At 53.6% G+C, this 13,297-nt stretch carries 11 protein-coding genes; 5 read left to right on the forward strand and 6 right to left on the reverse strand.

Annotated elements, in window-relative coordinates:
* The first annotated feature begins 7 nt into the window (after positions 1-7).
* The 5 genes from CJD38_RS13265 (at position 8) to CJD38_RS13285 (ending at position 7,504) form a co-directional block, all read left to right on the forward strand.
* A complete protein-coding gene (locus CJD38_RS13265) occupies positions 8-1,849 on the forward strand; it encodes a flavin-containing monooxygenase (RefSeq protein ID WP_206363000.1) in 1,842 nt (613 codons plus the stop codon).
* 11 nt (positions 1,850-1,860) lie between these two features.
* On the forward strand, positions 1,861-3,234 hold the full coding sequence (locus CJD38_RS13270; RefSeq protein WP_107940849.1) for an aromatic ring-hydroxylating oxygenase subunit alpha: 1,374 nt from the start codon (positions 1,861-1,863) through the stop codon (positions 3,232-3,234).
* Between the two features lie 55 nt (positions 3,235-3,289).
* The gene (locus CJD38_RS13275; RefSeq protein ID WP_107940850.1) at positions 3,290-5,017 is read left to right on the forward strand and encodes a thiamine pyrophosphate-binding protein; all 1,728 of its coding nucleotides are present in this window, start codon (positions 3,290-3,292) and stop codon (positions 5,015-5,017) included.
* 132 nt (positions 5,018-5,149) lie between these two features.
* Positions 5,150-6,583, forward strand: a complete 1,434-nt coding sequence (locus tag CJD38_RS13280) for an aldehyde dehydrogenase family protein (RefSeq protein ID WP_107940851.1) — start codon at positions 5,150-5,152, stop codon at positions 6,581-6,583.
* Between the two features lie 9 nt (positions 6,584-6,592).
* Complete coding sequence (locus tag CJD38_RS13285; RefSeq protein WP_107940852.1) at positions 6,593-7,504, forward strand: SDR family NAD(P)-dependent oxidoreductase; 912 nt, start codon at positions 6,593-6,595, stop codon at positions 7,502-7,504.
* 3 nt (positions 7,505-7,507) lie between these two features.
* Here CJD38_RS13285 and CJD38_RS13290 read toward each other — a convergent pair whose 3' ends face one another.
* From CJD38_RS13290 to CJD38_RS13315, 6 genes are all read right to left on the reverse strand, one after another.
* Positions 7,508-8,236, reverse strand: a complete 729-nt coding sequence (locus tag CJD38_RS13290) for a Crp/Fnr family transcriptional regulator (protein ID WP_107941136.1) — start codon at positions 8,234-8,236, stop codon at positions 7,508-7,510.
* 125 nt (positions 8,237-8,361) lie between these two features.
* On the reverse strand, positions 8,362-8,556 hold the full coding sequence (locus tag CJD38_RS13295) for a CsbD family protein (RefSeq protein WP_107940853.1): 195 nt from the start codon (positions 8,554-8,556) through the stop codon (positions 8,362-8,364).
* 27 nt (positions 8,557-8,583) lie between these two features.
* A complete protein-coding gene (locus CJD38_RS18565) occupies positions 8,584-9,192 on the reverse strand; it encodes a BON domain-containing protein (RefSeq protein ID WP_107940854.1) in 609 nt (202 codons plus the stop codon).
* 477 nt (positions 9,193-9,669) lie between these two features.
* Complete coding sequence (locus CJD38_RS13305) at positions 9,670-11,028, reverse strand: sigma 54-interacting transcriptional regulator (RefSeq protein WP_107940855.1); 1,359 nt, start codon at positions 11,026-11,028, stop codon at positions 9,670-9,672.
* A 5-nt stretch (positions 11,029-11,033) separates the two neighbouring features.
* Entirely contained in the window at positions 11,034-11,492 is a 459-nt protein-coding gene (locus tag CJD38_RS13310) for a hypothetical protein (RefSeq protein WP_107940856.1), read from the reverse strand.
* Between the two features lie 67 nt (positions 11,493-11,559).
* A complete protein-coding gene (locus CJD38_RS13315) occupies positions 11,560-13,047 on the reverse strand; it encodes an ATP-binding protein (RefSeq protein ID WP_107940857.1) in 1,488 nt (495 codons plus the stop codon).
* Positions 13,048-13,297: the final 250 nt, after the last annotated feature.

The following is a 13,297-nucleotide window of genomic DNA, read 5'->3' on the forward strand; positions in this document are numbered from 1 at the left end:
AAAATTCATGGATAACAAAACAATGAAGTGTGAGCCAACCCATACACCTGCTGAGATCGATATTCCCAAGCTACGGGAAAAATATCGACTGGAACGTGAAAAGCGTTTCCGTGCAGAAGGTAACCAGCAGTATGTACGTCCGAAAAAAGCTGGTGCCGGCAAAGCCGAGCCGTTTTCTGATCCTTATAAACCGGTTGTTCCACGCGCTTCGTTGAAGGAAGACATTGATGTTGCGGTGCTCGGTGGCGGCTTCACCGGCATCCTCGCTTCAGTGCAATTGCGCAAAGCTGGCGTCAGCAGTTTCCGCAATATCGAGCAGGCCGGTGATTTTGGTGGCGTCTGGTATTGGAATCGCTATCCCGGTATCCAGTGCGACAACGAATCGTATTGCTACATGCCACTGCTGGAAGAAACCGGCTTTATTCCTACGAAGCGCTTTGCCGACGGTGTCGAGATCCAAGGACATTGTGTTCGCATCGCCAAGCAGTTTGGTCTCTATGACAATGCGCTGTTCCACACGCAAGTCACTGCACTGCGCTGGGATGAGTCCATTCAGCGCTGGCGCGTCAGCACCGATCGCGGCGATGAAATTCGTGCACGCTTTGTGATCATGGCTGGTGGCCCGCTCAATCGGCCCAAGCTGCCGGGCATTCCCGGTCTGCAAGATTTCAAAGGCAAGGTTTTTCATTCCGCGCGTTGGGACTACGGTTACACCGGCGGTAGCTGGGAAAATCCGACGCTCGACAAACTCAAAGACAAACGCGTAGCCGTAGTTGGCACGGGTGCCACTGCCATCCAGATCGTTCCCTTCCTAGGCAAATACGCCAAGGAAGTTTTTGTTCTACAACGCACGCCACCGAGTGTTGATGCGCGGCCAAATCCACCGACAGATCAAGCTTGGGCCAAAACGCTACAGCCTGGCTGGCAGAAACAACGTCAGGAAAATTTCCATCGCGGCGCGATGGAAGGATTTCATCCTGGTGAACAAGATCTGATCTGCGATTTCTGGACCGAGATCAATCGCAACGTCGCCGCAAAACTCGCGGAACAAGGTTGGCCCGCGATCACGCCAGAAACTTTCATGGCGATGCGCGAAGACGAGGATTACCACGTGATGGAGCGTTTCCGTCGCCGCATCGACGAGATCGTTGACGACAAGGCAACGGCGGAAGCACTCAAACCTTGGTTCCGTTTCCATTGCAAGCGTCCGCTCTCCAGCGACACTTACTATCCGACCTTCAATCAGCCGAATGTGCATCTGATCGACGTCTCAGACACCAAGGGTGTTGAACGTCTGACTGAGAATGGATTCGTGCACGATGGCAAGGAATATCCAATTGATCTGTTGATCTGCGCCAGCGGTTTCGAAGTCACCAGCGATCTGGATCAGCGCTGGGGCATTGACGAGATCAGCGGCCGCAATGGAACGTCGCTTTATGATTACTGGAACGACGGTTACAAGACCCTGCATGGCGTGGTCTCGCGCGGGTTCCCTAATCAGTTCTTCACTGGCTACATCCAAGGCGGCCTCTACGCCACGACGGTGGAACAGTTCAATCGCCAAGGCCATCACATTGCCTGGATCATTGCTGAGTCACTAAAACGCGGCATCAGCGCTGTTGAACCCACGCAGGAAGCGCAAGATGAGTGGGTAGCGACGATGGCGCCTTCAACGGGTTTCTCGCAGTACATGCAAAGCGAATGCCCGCCAAGCTATCTCAACAATGAGTCCGGCAAATTCCGCTACTACCTCGGTGAGTTCTATCTCGCCGGCTTCACCGCATTTGAACAGCTGTTGCAGGACTGGCGCAGCAAAGGCGACATGGCGGGACTTGACGTCAAGTCATGACAGGAGAAGGTATGAACAAGCCAACGAATCTTGGGATTGAAGATCTAACCGAACCACTAACCTATTCGGCCGAATCGTTTTTGTCTCGCGATTACGCCAAAGAGGAAGGCAACAAGCTGTGGGCGAAAGTCTGGCAGCACGCCGGTCGCGTTGAAGAAATTCCGGAGGTCGGCAATTTCATCACCTACAACGTAGGCGACGACTCCATTTTGATCGTTCGCACTGCAGCGGACACGATCAAGGCTTATCACAACGTCTGCTCACACCGCGGTCGTCAGTTGGTGGATACACCACCCGAAGCACACAGCGCCTGCGGCAAGCGCACGCAGTTTGTCTGCGGCTTTCATGCTTGGCGTTACGACCTTGATGGCAACTGCACGCACAAGCTCGACGAGGGCGACTGGAAAGGCACGTTGACCGATGTGCGTACACATCTCGGTGAAGTGAAAGTCGACACCTGGGGCGGTTGGCTGTTCATCAACATGGACGCTAACGCTGCCCCTCTTCACGAATATCTCGATCCCGTCACCAAGACGCTTGGGCCGTTTTCGATGGAGAAGATGCGCTACAAGTGGCGTCAGTGGGTGATCTTCGATTGCAACTGGAAGACCGCGATTGAAGCGTTCATGGAGCCGTATCACGTTGAAGGCACGCACACGCAGTTGCTGAAGTACGGTCAGTACTACGCTTACAGCAAGGCACACAAGCTGCACGGCGTCAGCGGATTTGATGAACGCGATCCGACGATGAAGATGAAGCAGAGCAGCACCATCACTCGCGCTGGCAAGGGTGCAGACGCACGCGTCTCGACCTACGAACTGCAGAACGAGATTTACACCACGGTTAACAACGCCAGCACCACTGAGACCTTGGTGAATGCAGCGAAGCGCCTCGTTGATGAATTGCCAGAAGGCACACCACCGGGCGATGTGATCAAACACTGGCTCGCATCTGCACGCGCCGACGATGCCAAGCGTGGCATTGAGTGGCCGACGATTACTCCAGAGCAGATGGGCGAAGCAGGTTTGGCATGGAGCGTTTTTCCAAACATGTCGATCCTGCAAGGCATCACGTTTGCACTTTGCTATCGCGCTCGTCCCTACGGCGATGATCCGAACAAGTGCATCTTTGAGTCTTATGCGATTGAGCGTTTCCCAGAAGGTCAGGAGCCAAAGACCGAATGGGTGTACGCCGAAGCCACCGCTGAGAAGTGGGGCAAGGTTCTATCGCAAGATTTTTCCAACATGGCTGCAGTGCAACGCGGCATGAAGTCACGTGGCTTCCGCGGCACGCTGCCTAATCCGCATCAAGAACGCAAAGTCACCAACTTCCATCGCGTGCTGGCTGATTACATGCAGGCAGACGCGCCGAAGTTGATCAAGTAGACAGCGCTCGCTGATCCAAACCAATACATCACGAATACCAACAGAGAATAGAAACATGGCCGTCAAAGTTTACGAACGCATCCTTGAGCTTCTCGAAGCCGAAGGTATCAACACCGTTTTCGGCATTCCGGATCCTAACTTCGTTCACCTGTTTGTCGCTGCTGAAAAGCGCGGCTGGAATGTCGTCACTCCACACCACGAACTCTCTGCCGGCTTCATGGCCGAAGGCTACGCACGCATGACCGGCAAGCCGGCGCTGTGTATCGCCACGCTGGGCCCGGGCGTTGCCCTCGCCTCTGGTTCGATGATGACGTCGCTGGTTGAAAACACGCCGGTCATTTATCTCGGCGGTCAGCGCGCTCGCATCACGGAGCAGCGCGTACGTCGCGGTCGCATCCAGTTTATCCAGCAGGAAGCACTGTTCGAGAACTCGGTGAAGTGGAGCGCGAGCATTGAGTACGCCGAGCAGACCGACGAAATCATTCGCCACGCGCTGCGCGTCTGTCAGTCCGGCACGCCGGGCCCGGTCTACATCGAATATCCATCGCACATCATTCAGCAGGACCTGGACGTGCCTCCGGCGTTGCCGCCATCGTCTTACCGTTTGGTTGAGCCGGGTGCAGACGGCAACATGGTTGCCAAGGCTGTCGAGCTGATCAAGAACGCCGAGTGCCCAGTGCTGTTGGTGGGTCACGCGGTGCAGTGCACGCGCGCTGGTCAGAAAGTGAAAGAACTGGCGCAGCTGATGGGCTGCCCTATTCTGCAAACCTCGGGTGGTACCGCATTCATCGAAGGCGTTGAAGATCGCACCTTCCCTTATCTGTTCTCCCAAGTGGGTGACGAAATCGTCGCCAAGTCCGACGTCGTTGTCGCCATCGGCACCGAAATCGGCGAGCCAATTCACTACGGTCGTAACTTCTTGTGGGCCGAGGGCAAGACGGATCGCAAATGGATTTACGTTGAATTGGATCCGGAAGCGATTGGCCAGAATCGTCCGATCGACGTGCCACTGGTTGGAGACCTGCGCACCGTCGTACCGCAGCTCTCTGCTGGACTGAAAGGCAGCCCACGCAAGGAACATCCGGATCTGCAACGTTGGATCAAAGAAGATAAAGATCGCCTACTGGCGCTGACCAAACAGGATTTCAAAACCGACAGCGGCCGCGTTCACACGGGCCAGTGGGTTGTTGAAGCGACCAAGGCGATGCCGAAGAACGCGATCCACGCGCGCGACGGCGGTTGCACCGTGGTCTTCACGTGGACTTATCTGCAAGCCAAGCCGCATGACGTGGTTTGGAATCAGAACTTCGGTTGCTTGGGCACCGGTCTTGGCTACGCAATCGGTGCCTCGATTGCTGACGGTCGCAAGCGTCCAGTTTTGTTGACCACTAGCGACTCGTCATTCCTGTATCACATCGGTGATCTCGAAGTGGTTTCGCGTCTCAAGATTCCGATGGTTGTCGTTGTTGCTGTCGACAACGCATGGGGCTTGGAAGTTGGCGTGTACAAGCGCACCTTCGGTCATGGCAACACCACCGAACCGGGCGTGCATTGGAGCAAAGACGTTCGCTTCGACCAAATCGCCAAGGGCCTCGGCTGCGAAGGCGTTTATGTCGAGAAAGGTGAAGACCTCGGTGCAGCAGTGACGGCTGCATTTGCAAGCGGCAAGCCAACTGTCATCCACGTACCAATCGACCCCGTCATCAACCACGGTGGCAACCAGAATCTGGATACGCCGAACTACGCGCGTTTCCGCACTTGGTACGCCGAAGGTCAGTCGTAAAGAAAGTCTCCCTCTCCCCGCGTGCGGGGAGAGGGTCAGGGGTGAGGGGCTCTCGCCAATTAGAGAGAACCCCTCACCCTAGCCCTCTCCCCACAAGTAGGGAGAGGGAAACAAGAAAACACGGAGAAGGTTATGCGCGAGTATCTGAAACTCTACATCGACGGCCAGTGGGTTAGCCCTAGCGAAACAAAAACTGCGGACATCATCAACCCAGCGACTGAAGAGGTCTCAGGTCGCATCGCGCTTGGAAATGCAGCAGATGTCGATAAGGCAGTGAAAGCTGCAAGTCGAGCCTTCGACAGCTGGTCACAGACGAGCCGCAAGCAACGCATCGAACTGCTCGAATCGATTCAGGCTGAATACACCAAGCGCAAAGCTGATATCGGCGCTGCGATCACTGAAGAGATGGGCGCCCCAACAGGATTGGCGCAAGGCTTCCACGTTGATCTTGGCGCAGGCCATCTCGCGACTGCGATTGAGACTCTGAAAGAGTTCAAGTTTGAAGAACAACGCGGCGTAACTCTGATTAGCAAAGATCCCATCGGCGTCTGCGCACTCATCACACCTTGGAACTGGCCGATGAATCAGGTCACCGTCAAAGTGTTCCCTGCCCTCGCGACAGGCAACACGATGGTGCTCAAACCACCTCAGCTTGCGTCTTACTCAGCGCAGATCTTTGCTGAAGTGATGCATGCCGCGGGCGTGCCGAAGGGCGTGTTCAACATGATTCATGGCAGCGGCTCTGTGGTTGGCTCAGCGCTGTCAGCTCATCCACAAGTGGATCTGGTTTCCATCACTGGTTCTGAAACCGTCGGTATCGAAATCGCAAAGAGCGCAGCGAATACCGTCAAGCGTGTTTGTCAGGAACTCGGCGGCAAGAGCGCCTTCATTGTTCTTGATGACGCCAAGCTCCCCGAAAATGTTGCGGGTGCCACCAGCGGCTTGATGGTGAACTCAGGACAAACCTGCAGCGCAGGCTCACGTCTACTCGTACCGAAAGCACGCATGGCTGAAGCGATTGAAGCCGCGCGCGCAGCCGCTGCCGCAGTCACTGTTGGCGATCCCAATACTGCAGTCGCAATGGGCCCGGTCGTATCAAAGGGTCAGTTCAACGAGATTCAGAAGTACATTCAGATCGGTATCGACGAAGGCGCGCAACTGATCGCGGGCGGTATTGGTCGCCCAGAGGGTTTGAGCAAAGGTTGGTTCGTTAAACCGACTGTGTTCGCCAACGTGCGTAACGATATGCGCGTTGCTCGCGAAGAAATCTTTGGGCCAGTGCTGGTCATCATCGGCTACGACAATATCGATGACGCCATCGCCATCGCCAACGATTCAGACTTTGGCCTGGCTGGTTACGTTAACGGCGCCGACGCCAAGCAATGCAATGCAGTCGCTAAGCGCATGCGCACCGGCTGGGTCTCCATCAACGGCGGCTTCGATTTCAACGCGCCCTTCGGCGGAATCAAGAAGAGCGGCAATGGTCGCGAATGGGGCGAGTTTGGTTTCCATGAATATGTAGAAATCAAATCACTGCTCGGTTACGCACCAGCACCAGCGCAGTAAGGAACAATCATGAGCGAGCTGAGATTCGATAATCGCGTTGCCGTCATCACCGGCGCGGGTCGTGGCCTTGGTCGCGCTTATGCGCTACTACTCGCTTCACGCGGCGCGAAGATTGTCGTCAACGATCCCGGCGTCTCGCTACAAGGCGAAGGCACCGATGCTGATCCCGCACAAGAAGTCGTCAACGAAATCAAAGCCGCTGGCGGCGACGCCGTTGCCAGCAAAGAATCTGTCGCGACTTCTGCTGGCGGCAAAGCGATCATCCAGACTGCACTCGATCACTTCGGCAAGATCGACATCTTGATTCACAACGCGGGCAATGTTCGTCGCGCTGCACTCAAGGATATGGGCGACGATGATTTCAACGCCGTGCTTGATGTGCATCTACGCGGCGCGTTCCATGTGCTGCGCCCTGCTTTCGCATCGATGTGCAAACAGAAATATGGCCGCATCGTGCTGACATCCTCTGTCAGCGGCATCTACGGCAATCACAACGTCGCCAACTACGCGACATCCAAGACCGGCATGATTGGCCTCTGCAATGTCGCTGCGCTCGAAGGCGCAGCCGAAGGTGTGAAGTGCAACATCATTGCACCCGGCGCCGTCACGCGCATGGCCGAGGGGCTCGACACGTCAATGTATCCACCGATGGGTCCAGAACTTGTTGCGCCCGTCGTCGGCTGGCTCGCACATGAGTCCTGTTCGGTCACAGGTGAAATTCTGAGCTCAATGGCTGGTCGTGTATCCAAGATCTACATCGCAGAAACACAAGGCGTGTATCAGCCCGCGTGGAGCGTTGAGCAAGTGGGTGAACAGATCAATGCCATTGGCGATCAGTCTGCCCCTTGGGTATTTGCACCGGTACCCAAAGGACAGGTCGATCACATCATGCATAGCTTTGAGATGGCTCGCAAAGGTTAATCATCAATTAACCGCACACGAACACGGGCCTGGCAGCAGGCGTGCGTATTCATGTCTAACCACTTCGTAGCACTCGCAGCTCAATTCTTCGAGCTTGGGACGATTGAGCACGGTGATCTGTCCGCGGGCGTATTGAATAACGTTCTGTAGTCGCAATTTGCCCGCAGCGCTGGTGATGCCTTCACGGCGCACACCGAGCATGCCTGCGATTAAATCTTGCGTCAGACTCAGCTTGTTACCCGGTACGCGGTCATGCGCCAGCAACAGCAAGCGGCACAACTGCTGTTCAACGGAGTGATGACGATTGCAAACCGCGGTCTGCGACATTTGCGTCATCAGTGATTGCGTATATCGCAGGAGCAATTCCAAAAACTCTCCATGACGATTGAATTCTTCTTTGATCTGCTGCTTCGGCAGTCGATATGCAGAGCCCGCGCCATGCACGATGGCTTGACTGGAAGTGCTGTCACCGCCCAGTAGCAAAGCGATGCCAACGAGACCTTCGTTGCCGACCATCGAGATTTCTCCGGAAGCGCCACTCTCTGTCTCGTGAAACAAAGACACGATGGAATCAACTGGAAAATAAACATGCCGCAAGCTATCACCGGAATGGCACAAGACCTTTCCCATCGACAGCGGCACTAGTTCAAGTCTCGGAAAGAGACGATCCTGAATTTGAGCCGGTAAGGCAGCTAAGAGATGATTTTTTTGTGGTGCCAGTGAATCGAGCATGTCTGCCTCCATTTGCTTCTAATTGAATTGAATTGCTGTTTTAAAACAGGCCCGCAGTGGTGACACTGCGGGCCATTGGAACGGAGGCTAAGGGGGAGCCTCCGTGAACCACTCAAAAAAAACGCTTAGTGAAAGCCGAGATCCTTCAGCTGTTCCTTGGCTTTTTCTTTGGCAAGGCCATACTTTTCCTGCAGCTTGCCGAGAAGATGTTCCTGATTTCCTTCAGCCTGCTTTAGATCGTCGTCAGTGAGTTCGCCCCACTTCTGTTTGATCTTGCCGGACAACTGCTTCCATTCGCCTTTAACGGTATCTTTGTTCATTGCAATTACTCCTGTTTCAGGGGGAAATTAATTCGTGGTGCCAGCAAGGAGAGCCGACGTGTCGACGCTGCTTACGCCTTCGATGTTCTTGGCCAAATCGGTGGCGTGATCAATCGAAGCCTGTGAATCAACGGTGCCCGACAAGGCAACGACATGGTTCTTCGTCTTCACGCTGATCTTGAAGCCCTTGGTCACGCTGTCAGCCAGCAGTGCCGACTTCACTTTCGTCGTAACCCAGCTGTCCGAAACTACGCGTTCAGTCTTCTTGGCAGCGCGCTTGGTCTTCTTCTCGACCTGGCTCGTCAACGATGGGGTCTGAATGTCGTTGCCAACGTTCAACACGCCTTCAACGGTTTTTGCGACTTCTTCAGCAGCGCTCTTTGCTTCGGAGCTTGGAGCCGTGCCGGTCAGCGACACAACGCCATTGGCGGTCGTCACGCTGATGTCGGAATCTTTCAGACGCTTGTCTTCGAGATACTTCGCCTTCACTTTGGTGGTGATGGCAGCGTCGCTGATTGCGGTGCTGACATTAGCGCTCTTAGGCTCTGGTGCATTAGCGGCCTGAACAGTAGAGACGACGCCGAGGCTCATCAAAGTTGCGACTGAAACGGCGGTTGCGATGTGTTTAATCTTCATTGGGATATCTCCTGGAAATACATGGGTAAAAAGTTGATTGACCGACTGAAAAAGTTACGAATAAATTTTTAGCGTGTGAGAACACGCGGAAGCGACGCGCTCAGAATTGGCCCGTGCGGACGTCGTCAGCGAAAGCTTGAGAGGATCCGAAACAAGCGGCGGCAAACACGCTTGGGATCAATACAGACTGAATCTTTTGCATAAATGTCCTCATCCTTGAGTGGCTGATTTATCGAAATCGGAAGTCAATTTCCGTTTCCTCAGCTAGATAAGGGCAACGCGCGTGCCAACTCTATAAAGTCATTTATTAACAGTGAGTTATGAACTAAATTCGGCGCGATTCGAGCAGCGAGGCTCGTATTGAGCGTGAAATCGCGCAAAAGTGTCGGGAGATACCGACACTCCTTTTACAGGCAGCGCCTACAAGGCTGTTTTTATTGGTTTTTTGGTGTCGCCTTTCAGCGACAGAGGCCGCAATCAGCTTTCGGATTTGAACAAAGCAGGGTTCAAACCGAATCGCGACAGCAGCTTGTAGAACTCCGTGCGATTGCGTTCAGCCATGCGCGATGCCTGGCTGATATTACCGCCGGTGATCTGCAACAGCTGAGTGAGATACGCACGCGTAAAGTCATCGCGCGCTTGAGCAAATGTGGGGAGTGCAGAAAATTCACTACCCAATGCCTTTTGAACGATGCGTGCGCCAATGACCGGCGTAACCGACAAGGCCACATTCTGTTCAACAATATTGAAAAGCTGACGCACATTGCCCGGCCATGCCGCTGCCACCAGCAACTCCATCGCCTCGGGTGCATAAACTTTGCAGCGCTCGCCACTGCGTTCCGCCAAAGCAGCGAGATAGCGAGATACGAGTATGGGAATATCGCTGACACGCTCCGACAACGAAGGCATGCGCAGCCCGACCACATTCAGTCGGTAATAAAGATCGGCTCGGAACTTCTCTTCTTCCATCGCATATTTCAAATCACGATGTGTTGCAGAAAGGATTCGTACATTCACGGGGAATGACTTCACACTTCCGACCGGCCGAACCTGACGCTCCTGAAGTACGCGAAGTAGTTTGACCTGCAGTGGCAACGGCATGTCGCCGATTTCGTCCAACAGCAGCGTGCCGCCATCGGCCGCACGGAAAAGACCTTCGTGCTCACGAATGGCGCCAGTAAAAGCGCCTTTCTCGTGGCCGAACAATTCCGATTCCAACAAATTCTCTGGAATAGCGCCGCAGTTGACGGCGATAAATTCCTTGCTGGCACGAGGACTGGCCTTATGAATAGCGCGAGCGAGCAACTCTTTGCCGGTGCCGCTCTCGCCCATGATCATGACGCTAGTCTCGCTCGAGGCCACTCGATGAGCGTCCTCCAGCAGCTGAAGCATGACGGGGTGCATCGTGACGATTTCTTCGCGCCACTTTTTACTGCGGCTAGGATCAACAGCAATTGAACCGCCAGAAAGCTGCATGGCTTTCTCGACAACGGCCAACAAAGCTTCTTTGTCGACAGGCTTGGTCAGAAAATCGAATGCGCCACGATGCGTCGCAGCAACGGCGTCTGGAATCGTTCCGTGAGCCGTCAGCAAGATCATCGGCAAGCCGGGATGCAAACGCTGCACTTCCGTCAACAGTTCCATGCCGTCAGTTACCGGCATGCGTAAATCCGAAATAATTAAATCCGGCCGGAAGCTGTAAATCATATTGATTGCTTCGGCGGCATCTTTCGCGCAATCAGTATCGTAGTTGTGCGCGCGCAGTCGAATGCTCAACAGCCGCAGCATGTCAGGATCATCGTCAACCAGCAGAATTCGGCGCTTTGCTGTTTCCATAAAAGTTAGCGAGCCCCCGCCGTGCGTGGGTTCGTTTTTTCCAGATTCTGTTCGATTGCAGTCAAGGCTTTAATTTGTGCTTTAACTTCTTCTAGCTGTTGGTTCAGATCTTTGTTGCCGCTGGAGAGCGCTTTAACTTTTCCTTCCAGCGCATAGGTCTGCTTGTTGGCCGCGACTCTTGTCCTTAAATAAATTGCAATCACTCGCGGAAGCGATTCATTTTGTGCTTGCAGCTCATCAATCATCTGTTGCGATTTGAGGAGATCTGCGTGCGAATGACCGGGCGTCGTCAGGGCCAATGCCAATCGCATTTTATTAGTTTGAGAAGGATCGGCTTCGTATTGCTGCTGAAGCTCTACATCGAGACTCTTGTGGGTCGCCGCGTCTGCCTCAAGCAGCTGCTGCATCAATGTCAGCAGATCTTCCAGTTGCATGATCGTTCTCTGATCATCAACCTTGGTCATTCCCGGCATGCTCTGACATGCACTCAAACCAACGCTCACCAGCAGAAGCGTTGCGATGTAATGAAGTTTAGACGGCGACCGAGACTGAGGCGCGCTCGTATTCGATCGGCATGCGAATCGAGAAACAAGCGCCCAAAGCGGGGCGATCGACGACAGCAATGGTTCCCCCATGCGCTTTAACGCAATCATTAACCACCGCAAGTCCAATGCCCGTACCTTGTAGGTGGCGGCCAGCAGGCGGCTTACCCGTGAAGTAAGGGTCAAAAATATTGTTGCGATCATTCTCTGGGATGCCTGGCCCTTCATCCGCAATCTCTATTTGCAATTCGTTAGATGTCTTAACGCTATTGGATTCCACCACTTCTAAACGAGCGGCTATGGATATCGTACCGGCCTTCGGAGAGAACTTTATAGCATTGGAAATCAGATTATCCAACGTCATTCTGAGGCGCTCACGATCAGCATACACCTGAAACGAATCACAATTTATTGCAAAGGTCAGACTCTTGGCCGTTATTAGGACGCGATAGCGTTGTACACAACGATCGATCAAGGGGCGCATTGGGAAGAAACTGAAATCCATACGGCCGGCTTTTTCGCGCCAATCTTCAAAATCCAGCAGATTTTCGATCAAATTTTGGAGCTCGAAGCTGTTGTTATTCAGAATGCCGACAACCTCAACTTGTTGCTCCGACAAACTGCCGGTCACGCCTTCCGCCAATAGCTCTACAGCCTCACGGACATTGGCCAAAGGCGTCTTCAACTCATGGGCCATCTGGCGTAAGAAACGGTTTTTGTCCTGATCAACAGTCAGCAATCTTGTTCGCAGCCAATCGAGTTCTTGTCCCAAACGTTGCAGCTCTTGCGGGCCTCTAACTGAGATGGGCTTGTCTAATCGGTCTGCGCCCAGATCCCGAATCACGCGATCCAGTTTGCGCAAGGGAAAGATCACATAGTAGGCGGACAACAGCGCCATACCACAGGCTATGGGCAACAAGAATGCGCCGAGTGTGATTAAAAAGTTTTCGTGTTTGATCGCCCGCTGTTCAATTGCGCTGGCTTCATTGGCGATAAATATCTGCGCCTGGTCTGTAATTCCATTTGCCAGCTTATGGACTTCACCAAACTTGTCTAATGCCTGCGCAAGCTCAGTCGCTTGAGGGTTATTCAGTCTGAGTGCCGCGCCCAGCGCGCTCACATCGGAGCCAATCTTGTCGAGCTGCCAATCGCTTTGTCGATATTGAGTCGAAAGTTTTAAATCAGCCAATGCCTCATTGACCGCTCGTGCTCGCTTAGGAAATGTCTCAAGACTTTGCGGCTGACCCAGCACTCGATACTGCTGCGAGATGCGATCGATAGCGATAAGGCTATCTTCAAGTGCTTGGCTTTTTTGAATAACATGAATCCCATTATTCAAAAGATGATTACTGTCATCAGCAAGTGTCTTTGCATAAATCGCCGCCACAGCGGATACCACAATGATGGGCAGCGCTACTAGCGCATAGCCCAGCAATATCAAGCTAAAAATAGAGCGCGGTCTTGTAGGAATCCGCATCAGCGATTACCTCGCGTAAAGATTGGCAATGCGGAAATCGATCTACATTTCGATTTACGAAGTAGAGCCCCACCAATCCAACGATGTAAATGACTGGCGCGCCCTAGCATAAAGCCACATCTCCCTATTGCAAAGTTTCAGACCATGAAGGTCCCGTTAATTACATCATCACTTCCACAAGTAGCTTTTTTCTGATTGCCATAAAGTCGACTGTGTGATGCTCACGTTGTATTTAAATTCGACAACGCTA

The organism is Stenotrophobium rhamnosiphilum, assembly GCF_003052265.1.
Lineage (GTDB): Bacteria > Pseudomonadota > Gammaproteobacteria > Nevskiales > Nevskiaceae > Stenotrophobium > Stenotrophobium rhamnosiphilum.

What these genes read in the sequence shown, in the direction of transcription:
- CJD38_RS18565 (WP_107940854.1), bottom strand. Translation starts at nt 9,192, where the DNA reads ATGAAGATTAAACACATCGCAACCGCCGTTTCAGTCGCAACTTTGATG.
- CJD38_RS13315 (WP_107940857.1), bottom strand. Translation starts at nt 13,047, where the DNA reads ATGCGGATTCCTACAAGACCGCGCTCTATTTTTAGCTTGATATTGCTG.
- CJD38_RS13275 (WP_107940850.1), top strand. Translation starts at nt 3,290, where the DNA reads ATGGCCGTCAAAGTTTACGAACGCATCCTTGAGCTTCTCGAAGCCGAA.
- CJD38_RS13265 (WP_206363000.1), top strand. Translation starts at nt 8, where the DNA reads ATGGATAACAAAACAATGAAGTGTGAGCCAACCCATACACCTGCTGAG.
- CJD38_RS13290 (WP_107941136.1), bottom strand. Translation starts at nt 8,236, where the DNA reads ATGCTCGATTCACTGGCACCACAAAAAAATCATCTCTTAGCTGCCTTA.
- CJD38_RS13305 (WP_107940855.1), bottom strand. Translation starts at nt 11,028, where the DNA reads ATGGAAACAGCAAAGCGCCGAATTCTGCTGGTTGACGATGATCCTGAC.
- CJD38_RS13295 (WP_107940853.1), bottom strand. Translation starts at nt 8,556, where the DNA reads ATGAACAAAGATACCGTTAAAGGCGAATGGAAGCAGTTGTCCGGCAAG.
- CJD38_RS13285 (WP_107940852.1), top strand. Translation starts at nt 6,593, where the DNA reads ATGAGCGAGCTGAGATTCGATAATCGCGTTGCCGTCATCACCGGCGCG.
- CJD38_RS13310 (WP_107940856.1), bottom strand. Translation starts at nt 11,492, where the DNA reads ATGACCAAGGTTGATGATCAGAGAACGATCATGCAACTGGAAGATCTG.
- CJD38_RS13270 (WP_107940849.1), top strand. Translation starts at nt 1,861, where the DNA reads ATGAACAAGCCAACGAATCTTGGGATTGAAGATCTAACCGAACCACTA.
- CJD38_RS13280 (WP_107940851.1), top strand. Translation starts at nt 5,150, where the DNA reads ATGCGCGAGTATCTGAAACTCTACATCGACGGCCAGTGGGTTAGCCCT.